Genomic DNA, 19431 nt, shown 5'->3' on the forward strand with positions numbered 1-19431 from the left:
TCGGCTGGCACAATCGTGTCGCATTGGTCAGCGGGAGAGGCTCGTGGTAAAAGCCGCCTCGACATAGCGGCCGGGCAAAGCCGCACGAGAAGCGAGTTTTGGCGATGAACAAATTCACCCCCGCGACGAACAAGTTCGCGCCGGCGACGATGAACAAAATCGCGCCGGCAAAACCAGCAGGCCAGCGCAGCGTCGACGAGATCACCGGCAGCCGGCGGCTGCGGCGCATGCGCAAGGCCGACTGGTCGCGCCGCCTGGTGCAGGAAAACCGGCTCACCGTGAACGACCTGATCTGGCCGATCTTCGTCATCGACGGCAAGAATACGCGCGAACCGATCGCCGCCATGCCCGGCGTCTTTCGCCTGTCGCTCGACCTCGCCGTCAAGGAGGCCGAGCGCGCGGCAAAGCTCGGCATTCCGGCGATCGCCACCTTCCCCAATGTCGAGCTTGGGCTGCGCGACCAGACGGGCTCGCACATTCTCGACCCCGAAAACATCATCAACCGTGCAACCCGCGCCATCAAGGACGCGGTGCCGGAGATCGGCATCATCACCGATGCCGCGCTCGACCCGTTCACCAGCCATGGCCATGACGGCATTTTGCGCGACGGCATCATCGTCAATGACGAGACGGTGGAACAGGTGGCGGCCGCAGCCGTCATCCAGGCGGCGGCCGGCGCTGACATCATCGCGCCGTCGGACATGATGGATGGCCGCATCGGCGCCATTCGCGATGCGCTCGACGCCAATGGGTTTTCCGACGTGGCGATCATGTCCTATGCGACGAAATTCGCGTCCGCCTTCTACGGACCCTACCGCGAGGCGGTCGGCACCGCCGGCCTACTCAAGGGCGACAAGAAGACCTACTATATCGACCACGCCAATTCCGACGAGGCGGTGCGCGAGGCCGAGCAGGACATCGCCGAGGGCGCCGACATGCTGATGGTCAAGCCCGGCCTGCCCTATCTCGACATCATCCGTCGGCTGAAGGACGAGTTCCAGATGCCGACCTTCGCCTACCAGGTGTCGGGCGAATATTCGATGATCAAGGCAGCCGCCGCCAATGGCTGGATCGACGGCGAAAAGGCCATGCTGGAGAGCCTGCTCGCCTTCAAGCGCGCCGGCTGCGACGGCATTCTGACTTACTTCGCGCCAGAAGTGGCGCAGATGCTGAAGGGCTAGCCGAAACCCGGACTTTCCGGGTTCCGGCTTTTCTTCACGCCTTCGGCAGATAAGGAATCGTTCCGGCCAGATCGGTATCGTCGATCAGCTGGAAGCGGCTGTCGCTGCCCTTCTGGCGTTCCGCCACAAACGGGGCGTATTGCGGATCGTTGGTGAAGGCTTCGGCTGCCTTTGCCGACGGAAACGCCATGATGGCGATCAGGCTGGTGTCGAGCGGCTTGCCTTCCAGCGTCTTCACATTGCCGCTGCGGGCGAGATACTTGCCGCCATGCTTGTGCACGAGGTCGTGCACCGAAGCGGCGTAAGCCGGCACCCATTTGTCGTCCTTCACCTTGATGTCTGCGATCACGTAAGCGGTCATTGTCTAACTCCTCATGGATCGGCGCCGGACTGCCCGGCGACGTGACCGCTGCCTCGCATGATGCCACCGCACCGCTCCAGTCACCAAACTGTACCAAGGGGGACCAGTACAACTTCTGTACTGGCTGATTTCAGGTTTTCTGAATAAGGTCCGGCAACATCTTTTGGAGGTCACCACATGGCACAAGCCGGATACAAGCAGTTCTGCCCGCTCTCCATGGCAGCGGAGCTGTTGTGCACACGCTGGACCATGGTGCTGCTGCGCGAACTGGTGGCGGGCTCAACCCGCTTCAACGACCTGCGCCGCGGTGTGCCGAAAATGTCGCCAACCCTTCTGTCGCAACGGCTTAGGGATCTCGAAGCGGGCGGCATTGTCGAACGCACCGAGATCGCGACCGAAAAGGGCGTGTTCGAATACCGGCTGACCGAGGCGGGCCGGGATTTGCGCCCGGTGGTCGAGGCGATGGGTTTTTGGGGGCAGAAATGGGTCGAGGCCAGGCTCTCGCTCAAGAACCTCGATCCATCGCTGCTGATGTGGGACATGCGCCGCAACCTGAACCCCTCTCCGCTGCCGGACGGGCGCACCGTGATACAGTTCCTGTACCATGACCTGCCGGCGTCAAAACGCTCGTGGTGGCTGATCGTCGAGAAGCAGGGCGATGTCGATCTGTGCTGGTACGATCCGGGCTTCGACGTCGACCTCTACGTCTCGACGGACCTCTGCACCATGACGTCGATCTGGATGGGGCTGACGACGGTTCACAAGGAACGCGACAAGATCAGCCTGACCGGCGATCTCGATGTCGCCGGCAAGATGCAGACCTGGCTCGGCCTCAGCCCATTTGCGGTGATGCCGAAGCGCGCGGCGGCTTGAGGCCAGTTTGCCTCCATGGGCGCTACAAATTTGCAGACCTATCCCGCCAGCGCTCGATACTCGTAGGTGCCGGGGCGACGCCGCGTCGGGGCCTTGGCTGTCAGGTCCACCACGCGGATCCACTTACAGGCGTCGCCGCGCAAGGTGACCTTTCGGCCGACCACCTTTTCGGCTGCGCCAAACGGCGTACTGGCCTGCGTTTCCTTGCTGTCCTGGACGACGTCGCCGTCCATCTTCTCGACGCGAAATACCTTCATCTCGTCCACTCCCCGACTCCGGGCCTTCCGAAGGGTAACGCAGCTGCTTTTTCCGTCAAGTATTAGCAAGTGCTAAATCGTTATTTTGGAAAACCACTTGCAATTTGCAATCGGCTTGCTACAAAATAACCACTTGCAGATCACAACCGGTTATCACGGAGGCTTTCATGTCCAAACTGCGTGTCAATGCATTCACCCTGTCGCTCGACGGTTTCGGCGCCGGTCCTGACCAGACCCTGCAAAACCCGCTCGGCGTTGGCGGCGAGGAGCTGCACAAATGGATGACAAGCACCCGCAGCTTCCACAAAATGGTCGGCAAGGATGGCGGCACCACCGATGTCGACGACCAATTCACCGTCCGCAGTTTCGACAATCTCGGCGCCTGGATCCTCGGCCGCAACATGTTCGGACCGATCCGCGGCGAATGGCCGGATGAAAACTGGAAAGGCTGGTGGGGCGCCAATCCGCCCTATCACATGCCGGTCTTCGTGCTGACGCATTACAAGCGTGATCCGATCGAGATGGAAGGCGGCACCATTTTCCACTTCGTCACCGGCGGCATCCATGATGCGCTCGACCGCGCGAAAACCGCGGCAGCCGGCAAGGATGTCCGCGTCGGCGGCGGCGTCTCCACCATCCGGCAATATCTCCAGGAGAAGCTCATCGACGAGTTGCATCTGGCGGTGTCGCCGGTACTGCTGGGCAAGGGTGAGAACCTTTTTGCCGGCCTGGATATGCTCAAGCTCGGCTATCAATGCACCGAACAGGTGGCGACGGCGCTTGCCACGCATGTGACGATCAAGCGGGGGTAGCTCTTTCTCCCCGTTCTACGGGGAGAAATGCCCGGCAGGGCAATGAGGGGCAGCGCTGCCGGTGCAGAATCGGACTATCAAAAACTCATAAGGCTGTGGCTAGCGCCAGCCTTTTGAACGCAAGCGCCGCCCCTCATCCGCCCTTCGGGCACCTTCTCCCCGTGAAACGGGGAGAAGGAAAAGAGCTAATACTTCTCCGGCACATAAAGCTCGCGCGGCAGGACCTGGCGTTCATATTCCGGATTGAACACCCGCTCGGGCAGCGTGATCTCTTCGTGCGGTACTTCCTCGTAAGGCATCTGCTTGAGCAGGTGGTCGATGCAGTTCAGCCGCGCCCGCTTCTTGTCGTTGCCTTCGACGATGTACCACGGCGCTTCGGGGATGTTGGTGCGGGCGAAGGTCTCTTCCTTGGCCTTGGTGTACTGCTCCCAACGCACGCGCGACTGCAGATCCATCGGCGACAGTTTCCACTGCTTCATCGGATCGTGAATGCGCATCAGGAAGCGCATCTGCTGTTCTTCGTCGGTGATCGAGAACCAGTATTTGACCAAGGTGACGCCGGAGCGGACCAGCATGCGTTCGAACTCCGGCACGTCGCGGAAGAATTCCTCGACCTGATCGGGTTCGGCAAAGCCCATCACCCGCTCGACGCCGGAGCGGTTGTACCAGGAGCGGTCGAACAGCACGATCTCACCGCCGGCCGGCAAATGCGGTACGTAACGCTGGAAATACCATTGCGACTTTTCGCGTTCGGTCGGCGCCGGGAGTGCGACGACACGCGCGATGCGCGGGTTGAGGCGCTGGGTGATGCGCTTGATGACGCCGCCCTTGCCGGCGGAGTCGCGGCCCTCGAAAATCACCACCAGCTTTTTCTTGTGGTAGGCGACCCAGGACTGCAGCTTGATCAGTTCCGACTGCAGGCTGATCAGATCGCGAAAATACTGCATCCGGTCGATCGATGGCGGATGCGCGTTCTTGTAGATCTTGGCGATCTCCAGCGACAGCGCCGGCTCCGACATTTCCAGCTCATAGTCTTCGTCGAGCGTGTCGGCGAGTTCGGCCTCAAGCCAATCCCTGGCCGGAGAATTCTGCTTTAACTCGGTCATTTCTGCTGCTCCGCTTGCCGGCTGTCATGAAACCCTGAGCCGACTTGATATAGGCTGGCAGTGACGGTTTTATTGCAAGCCGCCGGCCGGTCGATGATCACGGCAAATCGGCGAGGCATGGTCGATCCATTGCCGTGGCATGGCGACAAGCCAATCAAATTGTCCTACAAATGGCTGACCCATTCGGGCTGCCCCCGCCCTTCTCGACCAAACCGCCCCACACCAAATTGCGAGGATCTGACATGGAATATCGCACGCTTGGCCGTTCCGGCTTGAAAGTTTCGACGCTGACGCTGGGCACCATGACCTTCGGCGGCAGCGGACCGTTTGCCGCCGTCGGCAATTCCGATCTCGCCGAGGCTTCGCGCATCATCGACACCTGCATCGATGCCGGCATCAATCTCATCGACACCGCCAATGTCTATTCGAACGGCCTGTCGGAAGAGATCATCGGCGAGGCGCTCGGCGGCAAGCGCAAGAACGATGTGCTGATCGCCTCCAAGGCGCGCATGCGGATCGGCAAAGGTCCCAATGACGAAGGCCTGTCGCGACATCATCTGATCCGCGAATGCGAGAAGAGCCTGAAGCGCCTCAGGACCGATGTCATCGACATCTATTTCCTGCACGAATGGGATGGCGTGACGCCGCTCGAGGAGACCCTGGCGGCGCTCGACACGCTGGTTGCCCAGGGCAAGATCCGCTATGTCGGCTGCTCCAACTATTCCGGCTGGCACGTGATGAAGGCGCTCGGCATCAGCGACAGCCAGCACCAGCCGCGCTTCATCACCCAGCAGATCCATTACACGCTGGAAGCGCGCGAGGCTGAATACGAACTCTTGCCGATCTCGGTCGACCAGGGCCTTGGTGTGCTGGTGTGGAGCCCGCTTGCCGGCGGCCTGCTGTCAGGCAAATACCGGCGCGACAGCCCGACCGCGCGCCAGCTTGCCGGCTGGTCGGAACCGCCGATCCGCGACGAGGACCGGCTGTGGCGGATCGTCGATGTGCTGGTCGACATCGGTGCGGCCCGCGGCGTCTCGGCGGCGCAGGTGGCGCTTGCCTGGCTGCTCGGCCGGCCGGCGATCAGCTCGCTGGTGATCGGCGCGCGCAACGAGACCCAGTTGAAGGACAATCTTGCCGCCGCGGCCCTCGCCCTCACCGTCGAGGACCGCGACCGCCTCGATGTCGTCAGCCGGCCGCCGGTGCTCTACCCCTACTGGCACCAGCAGTTCACCGCGAAGGATCGGTTCGGCCCGGCCGATCTGGTTCTCGACCGCAGCGTCATCTGACCGGCGATGTCACGCAGTCGCGCCGCTGAATGATTGCGTCGACAATGCCAATGGGCGATGCTTCGCCGATGTCACCAATGCACGCAGTCCGATGCGCCAGAACAACCGCATACTGTTGCGCCGTCGTCATTCTTTCGTCGACCACAGCGGCCGTGTGTGGAGACTTTGATGGTGAAAAGGTGGCTTCGGTCTACGACGATATCAGACCAGCATGCCGTCAGGCAGAGCTTGATGGCCAACCGATTTCCAAAGCGGCGAGTGATCGCTTTTGCGTCATCCTTGATGCCCTCGGATTTCAATTGAAGGCCAACGGTTATTGCTGGGACGCTTCAGAAATAGAGTGGAGGCTCTGCACAAAGAAGTAGGGTACCGGGACCGCGGGGCGATTAGCCCTGAATGTAGCGCCAGACTTCCGGATCGGGCTCGATCTGGCCGCTGAGCACGAAATATTTATAGAGCACGAGCAGGCTGATCGCCTGCTCGGCCCGCTCGTCGGCAAATTTGCGGCAATAGGCGTTGGCCGCCGCAACGATGCGCTGGGCCTCGGCCGGATGCCGCTCGAGATGGTGCACCCGGTCCGCAAGATCGCTGAAATCGGGCGCCAGCGGCACATAATGGACATCTGGCTCGAGCTGACCCTCGGCGAACCAGGTCTCGTAAGTCGGCGGCGGCATCAGGCAGAGCGAATTCGAGCTCATGATCCATTTCAGATTGGTCGCGACATCGTTGCCTTCGAGCGAGATGATGTAGCGATAGCGCCGCTGCTGATCGATGGTGAGATAGGGCTTTCGGTATTCCGCCGGCGCCGTTGCCCTTGGCGTGCCGACATCGCAGATCGGCAGATCGCGGGCGACTTCCAGCAGCAAGGTGCGGATCGGATTGTTGAGCTCGCCGCGCCAGACGACGAGCGGATGCTTGTCGGCGAAGGCGACATCGTCGGCCGGCATGTGGAAATGACGGAACTTGTTCAGCTTGAACAGGACGCCGTTGCTATTGTCGCCGACGATCGGCCGGTCCTTGACGATCGACGGCATCTTCGGCACTTCGATGACGTCGCCGAATTCCAGGTCGATGAGCAGGCCCGGATCGAAATAGCGGGTGAACTCCTTCAGATCGTAATAATACATGCTGCGGTCCGACGGCAGCCGGCTGACCGGCACAGCCTCCGGGCTGGGTGTAAAGGGCTCCCGCAGCGCATTGTAGTAGTTGAGCCGCTGGCGGACCGAGGCGTCGGAAAGCCTGGCCTGATCGAGCAGCCGGCCGAGCTGGCGCCGGAAAAGGACGGGCGGCGCGATGTCGCGCATGGCGTTGCGCGCATAATAGATCAGCTTCTGTGCGTTTCTTTGAAGCGTGGCCATCGGTCGTTTTGATTCGAAATCGGTCGGCGGCGGCTCCAGCAACTGTCCCGCGGCCTTTTCTAAACCATTGTGTTAGCCATCACGCAAGTCCAGAACCGCTGGCATCTGCCCTCCCGGCGCTGTTGTGTTTGCCGGCCAATGCTTCTAGGCAGGATCAGGCACAGCGAAAGGAAACGATATGGCGCGACCACCGAACTACGGTCAGGAACGCAAGGACCGCGACCGGCAGAAGGCTGCCAAGAAGGCGGAGAAGCTGGCCGCCAAGGTCGCGGCAAAGGAGCGCTCCGAGCCTGAAAAAGAGGCCGGTTCCGAAACCGAAGCCGAGACGGCAAAATAGACAAGACAGGATTGCACGATGTCCGGCCCGCCAAGCGGGCCGGATTCCACCGATCTTGCTGGGATCAGGCCGTCGCTTTGTCGCTGACGAAGACGTTGACTTCGCGCGCGGCGGCGATGAAGGCGCGCCTTGCGATCATCGCCGGCTTGTCGCCGGCCAGCGCATCATGGCAGGCCTGCAGCGCTTCGCGGTGCTTGGGGCTGCGCTTGCCCGGCCAGCTGTTGAGCAGGTAGTCGGAGGCCTCACGGGCCGTGCGCAGGAGCTGGTTTTCTCCCCCCGCGGCTGCCTTGACGGTCACAGGTGTTTCAAATCGGTTGTTTTCCATGGCCGCTCCTTACGCCATCGGCGCCCATGAAGCGAGGCCGAAAGCAGATGGCGCCCGGCGTTCTGTCGCTTTCGTGACCGATATCAAGCGGCGACGACGGCAAATCCCCTGGCACGCAGACCGCGCCGGTCATTGTGCAGCGACGTCACCAGGCGGTCGCGGCTGCCGACAATATGGGCGGAAAGCCGCGCTGCCGCCGCGTCGGCTTCACCCGCTCGCACCGCCGCCAGGATGGCGTGATGTTCGCTCCAGGCGCGGCCGAGTGCTGCCTCGTCGCGTACCTCCAGCCAGCGCGCCCGCGAGAGCCGCGTCATCGCATCGCGCACCGCCCTGAACAAAAACTCGTTGCCGGAGAGCCGTGCCAGTTCGATGTGGAAATCCATGCCGACGCGGTGCCATTCCTCGCGGGGCGTGGCGATGTCGCAGGAGTCCAGCATCGCCTCGATGACATCGACGGCACTCCTGTCGGCCAGCGCCGAGGTCAGCCTGACGGCCGCGACCTCGACCGCCTCGCGATAGACCGCGATCTGTTCGAGTTCGGCAAGGTTGATCGGCGATACCGTCCAGCCGCGCCCGTCGCGGCAGATCAGGCCTTCGGTCTCCAGCCGCAGCAGCGCTGCCCTGACCGGCGTGCGTGAGGCCCCGAAGCGGCTCTCGATCCAGCGTTCCGTCAGCCGCTCGCCGGGCCCGACCTCGAGGCCGAGGATCATTTCGCGAAGCGCTTTTTCGACGGTCTGCATCTGCGACATGTTTGTTTCCCTTGTTGGCGATCGCCCCGCATTGAGGTCTGGCCGATCACGTTTGAGAGCGCCGCATTGACAGCGACCGGGCTTTGCGTCCATGAGGATACCAGCTTGGTATCCCAAAATGGTATCCGCAGCAAGCGGACAGGACAAGACATGCCGCAGGACAGTGCAGTGCAGGCGACCGAAGCGCCCTCCACCTACAATGTGCATTGGCGGCGCAACCTGTTCGTGTCCTTTGCCGGATCGTTCAGCACGCTCGTGGCAATGACCCTTCTGCTCCCCTTCCTGCCGCTCTATGTCGAGCAACTGGGCGCCGTCGGCCACGCGGCGATCGTGCAATGGTCGGGCATCGCTTTCGGCGCCACCTTCTTTGCCGCCGCCCTCGTCGCTCCGCTGTGGGGGCGGCTCGGCGACCGCTACGGCCGCAAGGTGATGCTGGTGCGCGCCAGTTTCGGCATGGCGATCTGCATGTCGCTGACCGGTATGGTGCAGACCGTCTGGCAATTGGTGCTTTTGCGCCTGCTGATCGGCTTTGCCGGCGGTTATTCCTCGGGCTCGACCATACTGGTCGCCATGCAGACGCCGAAAGAGCGGTCCGGCTGGGCGCTCGGCGTGCTGTCGGCCGGTATCACCGCGGGCTCGCTGGTCGGCCCGCTGCTCGGCGGCGCGCTGCCGCCGCTGATCGGCATTCGCGCCACCTTCCTCATTGCCGGCGGCGTCATTTTCCTGGCGGCGCTGGCGACGACGTTCCTGATCAAGGAGATGCCTCGCCCGCCGGCACTGGCCAAACCCAAGGAGAAGCCTAGGGGAGGCTGGGCGCAGATCCCAGACAAGCGTCCGGTCGTGGCCATGCTGGCGACCGGCATGCTGTTCACATTCGCCAATATGTCGATCGAACCGATCATCACCGTCTATGTCCAGCAACTGGTCACCGACGCCAGCCGGGTGACGCTGATCTCGGGCGTCGTCATGTCGGCGGCCGCACTCGGCGCCATCCTGTCGGCGTCACGGCTGGGCAAGCTCGCCGACCGCATCGGCCACTGGAACGTCATCGTGGCGTCGCTTGCCGTCTCTGCGCTGCTGCTGATACCGCAAGCCTTCGTCACCGAGAGCTGGCAGCTGGTCGGCCTGCGTTTTCTCATGGGTCTGGTGCTGGGCGGGCTGTTGCCCTGCATCACCAGCGTCATTCGCCATAATGTTCCCGATGGCGTCGGCGGCAATGTGCTGGGCCTGGCGATCTCGGCGCAATATGTCGGCCAGGTCGCGGGCCCGTTGCTCGGCGGCTTCGTCGGCGGCCATTTCGGCATGCGGGCGGTTTTTCTCGGCACATCCGTGCTGATGGCCGGCGGCGCTGTCTACAACTGGCTGGTCCAGTCACGCCGCACGCGCGACATGCTGGCGGTATCCGGCAAATCCTGACAGGTTGCGCCGCCTACCGCCAATAACAGGAGCCTAAGACATGAGCATCGCCGACCATCCGGCAGACGGCAGCGCCCGCATTCTGATCCTCGCCGGCGGCCTGTGTGGCGCAGCCGGCGTGGCGCTATCGGCTGCGGCCGCGCATCTGGGCGGCGCTTTCGTCGGCACCGCCGCATCCTTCCTGCTCATGCATGCGCCGGTGTTTCTGGCCGTCGGCCTGGCCGGCACAAACCGGATCCTGCGGATCGGCAGCCTGGTGCTGCTCGTCGGGCTTGTGCTGTTTTGTGGCGATCTGCTGGCGCGGGATTTTGTCGGGTCGCGGCTGTTCCCGATGTCGGCGCCGATCGGCGGTAGCTTGCTGATTGCAGGCTGGCTGGCGATCGCGGCCTCGGCGCTGGTGCGTCAACGTCCCTGACGGGGCCCTGCCCCATCAGAATTTCTCACGCGAGGCTCAATCCTGCTGGCGTTCCGGCAGCAGTTCCCGCTTGCGCTTGGCAGGCTTCAACCGCTGCCGTTCCGGGCGTTCCGCGGCCGGCGAGATGCCCCAGTAGTTGCGATAGATGTCTTCGAACAGATGCTTCACGGGATGCATGTTCGGTCTCCTCTTAAAGAAATTTGAATCGATCCAATCGACCGACACGAAAATGCGGAACTATCAGCTCCGCTTGCGTTCCACGAGGAAATGCAGGTCGCGCTGCCACGGGCCAGTCCGGCCACGGCGCTTGCGTGTGGCGGCATTCGAGGCGATGCCCCAGTCATTGCCGTAGATGTCTTCGAACAGATAATTCATGGGATGCATGGCACCCTCCTCTTGAACCGATCCAATGGACAGATGGTGAAATCTCCTTGGATCGATTCAAACATAGGCCCTCACGGCCCTTTGATCAAGGGAAAATTTGAACCGATCCAACGAAAGTGCTAGGTGGAGATTGGCGCAGGAGACGAAGATGACGGGATTGACCTCCGGGAAGACGAGGCCAGTGCGGCTGGCCGACATTGCCAAGGCAGCCGGCGTCTCGCACGGCACCGCGTCCAACGTCTTCGCCCGCCCGGAAATCGTGCGCGAAGAGGTGCGCGAGCGGGTCAAGGCGGCGGCCGAAGCCATGGGCTATGCCGGGCCGGATCCCAAGGGCCGGCTGCTGCGTGCCGGCAAGGTCAATGCCATCGGTGTGGCGACCGACGAGCCCCTCTCCTATTTCTTCGACGATCCCTTCGCCCGCGTCATGATGGCCAGCATCTCGCAAGCCTGCGACGCGACCGGCGCCGGGATTTCGCTGGTCTCCGCCGCCAACAACGAGCAGCTCGCCTGGAACATCCAGAGCGCGCTGGTCGACGGTTTCATCGTGTTCTGCATCGAGGGCAGTTCGCGGCTGGTCGAACTGGCGCGCGAACGCAAACTGCCTTTCGTGGCGCTCGACCTCGATTCGGAGAATGAGGAGGTCGCAGCAATCGGCATCGACAACGTCGCCGGCGCCGGCCTTGCCGCGCGCCATCTGGCCGAGCTTGGCCATCGTCGCTTCGCCGTGCTGGCTCTGGAATCTGCCGACGCCGGCTTTGGTCCGGTCACGCAAGAGCAGGTCGAGACGTCCGCCCTCTATTCCGGCACGCGCGACCGTCTGCGTGGCTACTTGGGCGAACTCTCCCGCTTCGGCATCGACGTCTCGCAAGTGCCGATCTACGAAACCCTGAACGACGAAGAGAGCGTGCGGGCCGGCCTCGAGCATATTTTCGCGCTGCCACAGCGGCCGACGGCGATCCTGGCAATGTCGGACAGGATGGCGCTGCACGCGCTCGACTGGCTGCGCGAACACGACATAGCCGTGCCGGGCGACGTGTCCATCGTCGGCTTCGACGGCGTGCCGGAAGGCGCTGTTTCCAAGCCGCCGCTGACCACCGTCGCGCAACCGATCGCCGAGATGGGCCGCCTTGCCGTCAAGGCGATCCTCGACAATGACGGCTCGCACCAGCGACTGTTGCTGCCGGTCGATCTTGTGGTGCGGGCGTCGTCCGGTCCCTCGCCTGGCTAGATCAGCCCGGCTGGATTACCTGCTCAGCCTTGCCACCACGGGCGACATGCCGAAAGGCTGGCGAGCGGCCGGGGCTTCGGTGCGAACCGGTTTCTTGCCCGACCAGCCGATTCCCGACAGCCATTCGAGATAGAAGGCGAGCGCGAACTGCAGGGCGATGCCAGCCGATATCAGAAGCGCGTCATAGGCAAAGCCGCCCGGATTGATCAGCCTCATCACCTGCGCCACCATGGCGATCACCGTGCCGGCAAGAAAGACCGGCAGCGAACGCTTGCCGAGCAGAGCGAGCGGATGGTCGTGGCTGAGGCGGAACAGGTTCGATACCGCCGGCAAAGCGACGATCAGATAGCTCACCGACAGAATGTGCAGCAGGCGCGGTAGCGACAGGAAGGTCTTGTCGAAGCCGCCGATCACCACAGGCAGATCGAACCAGGTGATCTGGCCCCAGAGCGGGCTGTGCACCCAGACCGCTGCGGCCGCGACATAGGCCGCCGCGGCGCCCACCAGCCAGCGATTGACGGGAATGGTGCCGCCGCGCCGGACATGCAGCATGCCGGCGAGGCCGATGTTGAACAGGAACTGCCAGGACAGCGGGTTGAGGAACCAGAAGCCCGGCTCGGGATAGTTCGGCGGCGCGATCTGCCAGATGCCGGCGACGAGCCACAGGGCACCGGAAAAGACCAGTGCCGGCAGCGGCCTGTAGCTGACGAAGAGCAGGAAGAGCGGCGCCATCAACAGCAGCGCCGCGTAGACCGGCAGGATGTTGTTGTAGCCGAGCTGGTGGCCGAGCGTGACGATGCCGACCATCACCTCTGGCGTGTTCTTCATCAGCGGTTCGATGTTGATCAGCTTCAGCAGCTCAGGCCGGTGGGCGAACACCGCCGCCGCGCAGAACATCGCCATCACCACCATGGTGGTGACGATGTGGGCGGTGTAGAGGACGCCGGCGCGGCGCCACATCTTCAACGTCGCCAACAGCCGACCACCGGTCTGGAACTTGCTGCCATAGGCGAGCGCCACGGACATGCCGGAGATCAGCACGAAGGCTTCCGCCGCGTCCGAGAATCCGAAATTCTTGTAGGTGAGCGTTTCGAAGACGGTGCCCGGCACATGGTCGATATAGATGGTCAACAGAGCGAGCGCGCGGAACACATCGATACGGGTATCGCGTTCGGCGCGATCCGGCGGGAGTTGCGTAGTCATCGACAAAAGGCCTCAAAGCGAGAGCAAGGATGCTCGTGTTGTTCATGCCGGGATGCGACCATCGGCGCACACCGCTTCGATTCCTCCCGCAGGAAGCATATCGGCGCAGAAACGGTCTGAAATGGGCCGGGTTCAATCACATTTCGCGGAGCATGAAAATATTCCGTTTTGAAGCCGGCAAATGACCAATATTTCTACGAAATCAAAGAGATATGAGCGTGCCCGAATATACCGAAAAGCATGGTGTTCTGCACCAGGATCTGGCCTTCCCTTACCGTTTCCTCAAGCCGGCAAATGGCGAATGCCTGTTTCTGCTGCACGGATCGGGTGTCGACGAAACGACGATGCTGCCGATTGCGAAGCAGATCGCACCCGACGCCACGCTGGTCGCGGTGCGTGGCCGCCTCCCCCAGGAATACGGCTTCCGCTGGTTCGAGCGGATCACCCCGACCCGCTTCGAGCAGGCAAGCATCCGCGCAGAGACATCCGCCTTCGCCGCGTTTGCAAGCGAGGCCGCAAGGCGCCACCGGCTTGATCTCGCCCAGGCGACATTCCTCGGCTATTCCAACGGCGCCAATCTGGTGTCCAGCCTGATGCTGCTCCACCGGGGCCTCGTGCGAAAGGCGGCGCTGCTGAGAGCGATGCCGGTGCTTGACGATATGCCGTCAACCGACCTCAGCGGAACGCGAGCCCTGATTGTCGCCGGCGCTGCCGACGAGACCTACGGACCGTTTGCGCCGGCGCTGGTGACGCTGCTTGCCCAACGCGGCGCCGAGGTCGACGCCCGCATCGTGGCGTCCGGTCACGATATCGGCGAGCCAGACGCTGCGATCGTCAGGCAATGGCTTGCGGAACCGATTGCTGCATAGCAAATCATCACTAGCGGGTCGTGCCGGCAATCGTGGCCATCCCTCCGAAAGTGGCCAGGATTGAGAGAGCTATCGACGTTCGCGACCGCGCCGCGATCTAGGCTAACTAAGCCCAGAGCCCGCCGGTCACTGCCTGTGCAAAAAGCGCGGTGGACGGGTAGTGTCTCAGTCTGAAATTTAACTACCCTTAGAACCGGTCGTTCAGCCGAGGTCCGTAATGTGCTATGATTCGGCACATGGGGAAGAAGAAGCTTAGGGCTAAGCATGCCGTTGAAGCGGCAGTAGAGGGCGAACTTGCTGCGGAAGCCGCCTACTATGCCCGCAAGTGCGGGATCACCATTCACGAAGCCGCGAAGATAATCCGGGAAGCTCACGGGCCGAAGCTCTCGATAGTGCGCAAGGACAAGTCGAGATAGCTGCTTAGGCGGGCGTCTTTTTGTAGGGCCGCGCTTGCCGGGCTCCGGCTTCGTTCAGCGCCCGCTCCGCGTCAGCCGCCCAGGCGCGTAACCAAATAGGTGAGCGCCGAAATCGCCGCCGTGGCTGGCAAGGTGACGATCCAGGCGATGACGATGTTGCCGGCAATGCCCCAGCGCACGGCCGAGACGCGACGCGCAGCGCCGACACCGATGATAGCCCCGGTGATCGTGTGGGTGGTCGAAACGGGGACGCCGAGCCAGGTGGCCGCGAACAGGGTGATGGCGCCGCCGGTCTCGGCGCAGAAGCCCTGCATCGGGTTCAGCCGTGTGATTTTCGAGCCCATTGTGTGAACGATCCGCCACCCGCCGAACAAGGTGCCTAGCGCCAGCGCCGACTGGCAGGTGAGGACGACCCAAAGCGGCACGTAGAATTTTTCGCCGAGCATGCCTTGCGAGTAGAGCAACACCGCGATGATGCCCATGGTCTTCTGCGCATCATTGCCGCCGTGGCCGAGCGAATAGAGCGAGGCGGAAAAGAACTGCAGGACTCGGAAGGTGCTGTCGACGCCGAACGGCGTCTGGCGAACGAACAGCCACGAGACGACCAGAACCAGGACCAGCGCGAGGACAAAGCCGGTCGCCGGTGACAGGACGATTGCGGCGATCGTCTTGCCAAGCCCAGTCCAGACGATGGCGCCGACGCCGGCCTTCGCAATACCCGCGCCAACCAATCCGCCGATCAGCGCGTGCGAGCTGCTCGACGGGATGCCGGCTATCCAGGTGACGATGTTCCAGACAATGGCGCCGACGAGCGCTGAAAAGATCACAGCCGGCGTGACAATGGTGACGTCGACTATGCCTTTTCCCACGGTCTCGGCGACATGGAGACCGAAGAACATGAAGGCGATGAAATTGAAGAAAGCCGCCCATAGCACCGCATATTGAGGCCTCAGCACGCGGGTGGAGACGATGGTGGCAATGGAGTTGGCGGCGTCATGCAGGCCATTGAGAAAATCGAAGAACAGCGCGACAGCGACCAGGCCGGCCAGCACGGGAAAGGCGATGGTGGCTTCCATTGCCTAAACGTTCTCGATGACGATGCCGCTGATCTCGTTGGCGACGTCCTCGAAACGATCGACCACCTTTTCCAGCTGGCCATAAATCTCTGAGCCGATCAGGTAGGCCATCGGATCGCTGCGGCCATGCCGCTTGAACAGATCCTTCAGCCCCTGCTCGTGCAGATCGTCGGCCCTGCTTTCGACGCGCATGACCTCTTCGGCGATGGCGTTGAGGCGCACCGTGTGCGTGCCGACTTTGCTGAGCAGCGGGATCGCTTCGGCAACCAGCTTGGCGGCGGCAACGATGACGCCACCCATTTCCTGCATCAGCGGGTCGAATTCCTTCTTTTCGAACAGCTTCACCGTCTTGACGGTCTTGTGCATCATGTCGATGGCATCATCCATCGACTGAATAAGATCCTTGATGTCGCCGCGATCGAAGGGCGTGATGAAGGAGCGTCGCACCGCCAGCAGGACTTCGGCCGTGATGTGATCGGCCTCGTCCTCAAGGTCGATGATTTCCTGGCACCAGCGCTCGATATCCTTGCCCTGGAGAAGCTGCTCCAGCGCCTCGGCGCCGCCGACTACGGAACGGGAATGCCGTTCAAACAGATCGAAGAAGCGATCTTCGCGCGGCAGCAGCTTGCGGAACCAGCCCAGCATCTCGATCTCCCGTCGCGCCCGTCCACCCCATCAACTCACATAACGCCGCAACGAGCCACTGAAAACAGTAAGCCGGCTGAAAGATGTGGATGCGGGGGATCGCAGATGCGGGACGGCTCGAGCCGGTGCGGCGAACGGCGGCGTGCGCCAGGCCGAAATCGAGGCCGTGCTGCCGATGCCTTCGTCCGACGTCATGCCGCGCTGCTCGCCCAGATGGCAGGTTAAGCAGAGGCTCCCTACCCCTGCCCCATCCGGTTCCAGGCATCGAGCCCGGCGATCTTGTAGGCTTCGGCCAGCGTCGGATAGTTGAAGGTGTTGTTGACGAAGAAGTCGACCGTGCCGCCGAGATTGATCACCGCCTGGCCGATATGGATCAGTTCGGTCGCGCCCTCGCCGACGATGTGGGCGCCGAGCAGACGGCGCGTCTCGACCGAGAACAGCAGCTTCAGGAAGCCGGTGTTGACGCCCATAATGTGGCCGCGCGACGTCTCGCGAAAACGCGCCACGCCGACCTCATAGGCAGCGCCGCTCTCGCGCACCTGTTCCTCCGACTGGCCGACCGTCGAGATTTCCGGCACCGCGTAAATGCCATAGGGAAAGGTTTCGGGCGGCGGCGGCAACTGCACGCCGAAAGCGTGGCAGGCGGCCACGCGGCCCTGCTCCATCGAGGTCGAGGCAAGGCTGGGAAAGCCGATGACATCGCCGGTCGCATAGATGTTGGGCACGGCGGTCTGGAACGTCTGCGGATCGACCTTGATGCGGCCCCTGGAGTCGGCCTCGATGCCGACCACATCGAGGCCGAGGCTGCCGAGATTGCCGCTGCGTCCGGCGGCATAGAGCACGACCTCGGAGCGGATGGTGCGGCCATCGGCAAGCGTCACTTCGGCATAGTCGGGTTTTGAGACGATTTCCTTGACCGTGCTGCCGAGACGGATGGTCATGCCGCGGTCGCGCATCTGGTGGATGAAGTCGTCGACGATCTCGCGGTCGACGAAATCGAGGATGGTGTTGCGCGGCTCGACCAGCGTCACCGGCACGTCGAGGGCAGAAAAGATGGTGGCATATTCGACGCCGATGACGCCGGCACCGATCACTGTCAGCGTGCGCGGCAGACGGTCGAGTTCCAGCATCTCGTCGCTGTCGAAGACGCGGACCTTGTCGAACGGCACGTCGCGCGGCCGGTGCGGCCTGGTGCCGACCGCAATCAGCGCATTGGCGAAGCCGACCTCGGAGTAGTCACCATTGTCGGCCGTAAGGGCGATCTTGTTGGGGCCAAGGAATTTCGCCGTGGCGCGCGCGCTTTTCACCGCATTGCGCATGAACTGGTGCTGCAGCACCTCGACCTCATGGTCGAGCGTCTTGTGCAGGCGATCGACCAGATCGCCGATCGAAATGTCCTGCTTGACCCGATAACCGCGGCCGTAAAAGCCGCGCTCGCGCCAGCCGGAGAGGTTGAGCACCGTTTCGCGCAGCGTCTTCGACGGGATGGTACCGGTGTGCACCGAAACGCCGCCGAGGCGCCGGCCCCTGTCGACCACCAGCACCGATTTGCCGAGCTTGGCCGATTGCACCGCGGCGCGGCGGCCGGAAGGGCCGCTGCCGATGACCAGCATGTCGTAATCCATGTAACCCCGTCCCCTCGGCGTCTTGTTGCGCCGCAGCAAGCTAAACTGGGAAGAGTGTCATGTTCAACTGCCCAGACCGCTAACTCGTGCGGTTCGGCCCAACTGTGACGATTCTTCCGGCGTAATGTGACAAGTGCCCAGGAAAGCTTAACCCAACAGCAAGGGCTTGCGTGCAATGGTCACTCTCGAGGGGACCATCGGGGTGAGTGATTTGAGCATTTTCAAGAGTGAGACGCTGCCTGGCGCAGGGGCGGGTCTGTGGTCCAGTCTGCGCAGCCGCGATACCCTCATCGATCTGCGTGAGGGGCTGTTCCGTTTCATTGCCCTGGCCGTCGCCTCGCTCTTTGTCTATCGCGGCGTGACCCATCTGGTCGTCGATCCGGCGCGTCTCAACGTGTTGCTGCTGATGATCTCGGACTCGTTGACTTTCATCTGGTTGCTGACGGCGAGGCGACCGTTGGTGCGCGACTGGAACCCCTTCACCGTCTTCATCGCCCTGACAGCCGGCTTCGGCGCCGGCTTCATCTCGATGGAGGCCGGCGTTCCCCTCATCCCGCTCTATATCGCGGCGCCGATCCAGTTCATTGGGCTTTGGATCGTGATCTGGGGCAAGATTTCGCTTGGCCGCTCCTTCGCCATCCTGCCTGCCAATCGCGGCGTGGTGACCGGCGGCGCCTACCGGGTCGTTCGGCATCCAATCTACGCCGGCTATCTTATCGGGCACATTCTGTTCCTGCTGTCGAGCTTCTCGATCTATAACTTCACCGTCTATGCCATCATCACGCTCTTCCAGATCCACCGCATCCTGCGGGAGGAAGCTATCCTGGCAAGGACGGAGGAATATCGCGAGTATATGGGAAGGGTTCGCTACCGTCTGTTTCCCGGCATCTTCTAGGGGTGTTGCACCGGACGCCGACGTTTCCGTTTCTTGAATTCGCCGTTGCCCTCACCATTTGAAAGGGCGACGGGCATTTCCCATCGGGATGCCATGGCGAGGACAGGACATGAACGCGCGCGTACTTGACGGCGAAATCATCACCAGCAGGCTCGACGACGTCAGGGCCTATGACGGTGTGCGCACGCGGCGCATCCTCGCCTTCATCATCGACTATTGCATCGTGGCGCTGCTTACCATTCCGTTCGCGATCCTGGTGGCAGTGCTTGGGCTTTTGACATTCGGTCTTGGCTGGGCGCTGTATTCCATCCTCATACCGGCGGTCGCCATTCTCTACATCTGGAACACGCTGGGCGGTCGCAACCAGGCCACTTCAGGCATGAAGATGATGGGCATTCGCCTCGATCGCCTCGATGGCAGCCGTATCGACGGGCTCACCGCCGTTGTCCATTCGGTGCTGTTCTGGGCGAGCACCGTCATCCTGACGCCGCTTGTTCTCCTGGTGACGCTGTTTTCCGATCGCAAGCGCACGCTGCACGACCTGCTGCTTGGCACGGTTGTCAGCCGCAGCGACCGTTGAACCGGCGCTTAACCGATCCCAAAAGGCATTTGTG

The 19431-nt window shown here is 62.5% G+C and carries 24 protein-coding genes; 12 read left to right on the forward strand and 12 right to left on the reverse strand.

All coding sequences use genetic code 11. The annotated features are described in order from the left end of the window. Nucleotides 1–149: 149 nt before the first annotated feature. The gene (gene hemB / locus AC1DYJ_RS22140; protein WP_477288989.1) at nucleotides 150–1181 is read left to right on the forward strand and encodes a porphobilinogen synthase; all 1032 of its coding nucleotides are present in this window, start codon (nucleotides 150–152) and stop codon (nucleotides 1179–1181) included. Nucleotides 1182–1215: 34 nt separating this feature from the next. Here the strand turns inward: hemB and AC1DYJ_RS22145 are convergent, their stop codons facing one another. Beyond that, nucleotides 1216–1542, reverse strand: coding sequence for a DUF1330 domain-containing protein (locus AC1DYJ_RS22145; RefSeq protein WP_023693250.1), 327 nt, complete (start codon nucleotides 1540–1542; stop codon nucleotides 1216–1218). A gap of 177 nt (nucleotides 1543–1719) precedes the next feature. Here AC1DYJ_RS22145 and AC1DYJ_RS22150 point away from each other — a divergent pair, with 177 nt between their 5' ends. Continuing rightward, nucleotides 1720–2415 (forward strand): winged helix-turn-helix transcriptional regulator, encoded by a 696-nt coding sequence (locus tag AC1DYJ_RS22150; RefSeq protein WP_477288931.1) that lies wholly within the window; start codon nucleotides 1720–1722, stop codon nucleotides 2413–2415. Between the two features lie 38 nt (nucleotides 2416–2453). Here the strand turns inward: AC1DYJ_RS22150 and AC1DYJ_RS22155 are convergent, their stop codons facing one another. Beyond that, entirely contained in the window at nucleotides 2454–2681 is a 228-nt protein-coding gene (locus tag AC1DYJ_RS22155) for a hypothetical protein (RefSeq protein ID WP_477288930.1), read from the reverse strand. 158 nt (nucleotides 2682–2839) lie between these two features. Here AC1DYJ_RS22155 and AC1DYJ_RS22160 point away from each other — a divergent pair, with 158 nt between their 5' ends. Next, on the forward strand, nucleotides 2840–3484 hold the full coding sequence (locus AC1DYJ_RS22160; RefSeq protein WP_477288928.1) for a dihydrofolate reductase family protein: 645 nt from the start codon (nucleotides 2840–2842) through the stop codon (nucleotides 3482–3484). A gap of 185 nt (nucleotides 3485–3669) precedes the next feature. Here AC1DYJ_RS22160 and ppk2 read toward each other — a convergent pair whose 3' ends face one another. Then, nucleotides 3670–4590 carry a polyphosphate kinase 2 gene (gene ppk2 / locus AC1DYJ_RS22165; protein WP_477288926.1) on the reverse strand — a complete coding sequence of 307 codons (921 nt, stop codon included), beginning with the start codon at nucleotides 4588–4590 and terminating at the stop codon, nucleotides 3670–3672. A 242-nt stretch (nucleotides 4591–4832) separates the two neighbouring features. On the opposite strand from ppk2, the gene AC1DYJ_RS22170 reads away from it, so the two are divergent. Next, nucleotides 4833–5876, forward strand: a complete 1044-nt coding sequence (locus AC1DYJ_RS22170; RefSeq protein ID WP_477288924.1) for an aldo/keto reductase — start codon at nucleotides 4833–4835, stop codon at nucleotides 5874–5876. A 386-nt stretch (nucleotides 5877–6262) separates the two neighbouring features. Here the strand turns inward: AC1DYJ_RS22170 and AC1DYJ_RS22175 are convergent, their stop codons facing one another. Further along, the gene (locus AC1DYJ_RS22175) at nucleotides 6263–7234 is read right to left on the reverse strand and encodes a glycosyl transferase family 90 (RefSeq protein WP_477288922.1); all 972 of its coding nucleotides are present in this window, start codon (nucleotides 7232–7234) and stop codon (nucleotides 6263–6265) included. A gap of 178 nt (nucleotides 7235–7412) precedes the next feature. On the opposite strand from AC1DYJ_RS22175, the gene AC1DYJ_RS22180 reads away from it, so the two are divergent. After that, complete coding sequence (locus AC1DYJ_RS22180) at nucleotides 7413–7571, forward strand: hypothetical protein (RefSeq protein WP_477288920.1); 159 nt, start codon at nucleotides 7413–7415, stop codon at nucleotides 7569–7571. 64 nt (nucleotides 7572–7635) lie between these two features. On the opposite strand, the gene AC1DYJ_RS22185 is transcribed toward AC1DYJ_RS22180, so the two are convergent. Together AC1DYJ_RS22185 and AC1DYJ_RS22190 are read right to left on the reverse strand one after the other, a co-directional pair. Further along, on the reverse strand, nucleotides 7636–7896 hold the full coding sequence (locus tag AC1DYJ_RS22185; protein ID WP_112563470.1) for a DUF982 domain-containing protein: 261 nt from the start codon (nucleotides 7894–7896) through the stop codon (nucleotides 7636–7638). A gap of 83 nt (nucleotides 7897–7979) precedes the next feature. After that, nucleotides 7980–8645 carry a GntR family transcriptional regulator gene (locus AC1DYJ_RS22190; protein ID WP_477288916.1) on the reverse strand — a complete coding sequence of 222 codons (666 nt, stop codon included), beginning with the start codon at nucleotides 8643–8645 and terminating at the stop codon, nucleotides 7980–7982. Between the two features lie 150 nt (nucleotides 8646–8795). On the opposite strand from AC1DYJ_RS22190, the gene AC1DYJ_RS22195 reads away from it, so the two are divergent. Together AC1DYJ_RS22195 and AC1DYJ_RS22200 are read left to right on the forward strand one after the other, a co-directional pair. Continuing rightward, the gene (locus tag AC1DYJ_RS22195; protein ID WP_477288914.1) at nucleotides 8796–10061 is read left to right on the forward strand and encodes an MFS transporter; all 1266 of its coding nucleotides are present in this window, start codon (nucleotides 8796–8798) and stop codon (nucleotides 10059–10061) included. Nucleotides 10062–10101: 40 nt separating this feature from the next. Continuing rightward, nucleotides 10102–10476 (forward strand): DUF423 domain-containing protein, encoded by a 375-nt coding sequence (locus AC1DYJ_RS22200; RefSeq protein WP_477288913.1) that lies wholly within the window; start codon nucleotides 10102–10104, stop codon nucleotides 10474–10476. A 36-nt stretch (nucleotides 10477–10512) separates the two neighbouring features. On the opposite strand, the gene AC1DYJ_RS22205 is transcribed toward AC1DYJ_RS22200, so the two are convergent. Together AC1DYJ_RS22205 and AC1DYJ_RS22210 are read right to left on the reverse strand one after the other, a co-directional pair. Next, nucleotides 10513–10653 (reverse strand): hypothetical protein, encoded by a 141-nt coding sequence (locus AC1DYJ_RS22205; RefSeq protein WP_477288911.1) that lies wholly within the window; start codon nucleotides 10651–10653, stop codon nucleotides 10513–10515. A gap of 63 nt (nucleotides 10654–10716) precedes the next feature. Then, entirely contained in the window at nucleotides 10717–10860 is a 144-nt protein-coding gene (locus AC1DYJ_RS22210) for a hypothetical protein (RefSeq protein ID WP_477288909.1), read from the reverse strand. Nucleotides 10861–11008: 148 nt separating this feature from the next. Between AC1DYJ_RS22210 and AC1DYJ_RS22215 the strand changes: the two genes are divergently transcribed. Next, nucleotides 11009–12088 carry a LacI family DNA-binding transcriptional regulator gene (locus tag AC1DYJ_RS22215; RefSeq protein ID WP_477288907.1) on the forward strand — a complete coding sequence of 360 codons (1080 nt, stop codon included), beginning with the start codon at nucleotides 11009–11011 and terminating at the stop codon, nucleotides 12086–12088. 15 nt (nucleotides 12089–12103) lie between these two features. On the opposite strand, the gene AC1DYJ_RS22220 is transcribed toward AC1DYJ_RS22215, so the two are convergent. Then, nucleotides 12104–13291, reverse strand: coding sequence for an OpgC family protein (locus tag AC1DYJ_RS22220; RefSeq protein ID WP_477288905.1), 1188 nt, complete (start codon nucleotides 13289–13291; stop codon nucleotides 12104–12106). A 218-nt stretch (nucleotides 13292–13509) separates the two neighbouring features. On the opposite strand from AC1DYJ_RS22220, the gene AC1DYJ_RS22225 reads away from it, so the two are divergent. Together AC1DYJ_RS22225 and AC1DYJ_RS22230 are read left to right on the forward strand one after the other, a co-directional pair. Further along, complete coding sequence (locus tag AC1DYJ_RS22225) at nucleotides 13510–14160, forward strand: alpha/beta hydrolase (RefSeq protein ID WP_477426250.1); 651 nt, start codon at nucleotides 13510–13512, stop codon at nucleotides 14158–14160. Nucleotides 14161–14396: 236 nt separating this feature from the next. After that, nucleotides 14397–14576, forward strand: a complete 180-nt coding sequence (locus AC1DYJ_RS22230; RefSeq protein WP_477288901.1) for a hypothetical protein — start codon at nucleotides 14397–14399, stop codon at nucleotides 14574–14576. A 71-nt stretch (nucleotides 14577–14647) separates the two neighbouring features. On the opposite strand, the gene AC1DYJ_RS22235 is transcribed toward AC1DYJ_RS22230, so the two are convergent. The 3 genes from AC1DYJ_RS22235 to sthA all read right to left on the reverse strand — a co-directional run bounded on the left by AC1DYJ_RS22235 (nucleotide 14648) and on the right by sthA (nucleotide 17922). Further along, nucleotides 14648–15652, reverse strand: a complete 1005-nt coding sequence (locus AC1DYJ_RS22235) for an inorganic phosphate transporter (RefSeq protein WP_477288899.1) — start codon at nucleotides 15650–15652, stop codon at nucleotides 14648–14650. A gap of 3 nt (nucleotides 15653–15655) precedes the next feature. Next, the gene (locus tag AC1DYJ_RS22240; protein ID WP_477288897.1) at nucleotides 15656–16297 is read right to left on the reverse strand and encodes a DUF47 family protein; all 642 of its coding nucleotides are present in this window, start codon (nucleotides 16295–16297) and stop codon (nucleotides 15656–15658) included. A 236-nt stretch (nucleotides 16298–16533) separates the two neighbouring features. Beyond that, a complete protein-coding gene (sthA, locus tag AC1DYJ_RS22245) occupies nucleotides 16534–17922 on the reverse strand; it encodes a Si-specific NAD(P)(+) transhydrogenase (protein ID WP_477288895.1) in 1389 nt (462 codons plus the stop codon). A gap of 202 nt (nucleotides 17923–18124) precedes the next feature. On the opposite strand from sthA, the gene AC1DYJ_RS22250 reads away from it, so the two are divergent. Further along, the gene (locus tag AC1DYJ_RS22250) at nucleotides 18125–18817 is read left to right on the forward strand and encodes a methyltransferase family protein (protein ID WP_477288893.1); all 693 of its coding nucleotides are present in this window, start codon (nucleotides 18125–18127) and stop codon (nucleotides 18815–18817) included. A gap of 109 nt (nucleotides 18818–18926) precedes the next feature. Continuing rightward, the gene (locus AC1DYJ_RS22255) at nucleotides 18927–19397 is read left to right on the forward strand and encodes an RDD family protein (protein ID WP_477288891.1); all 471 of its coding nucleotides are present in this window, start codon (nucleotides 18927–18929) and stop codon (nucleotides 19395–19397) included. Nucleotides 19398–19431 lie beyond the last annotated feature (34 nt).

This window comes from Mesorhizobium sp. P2_B11 (assembly GCF_056404855.1).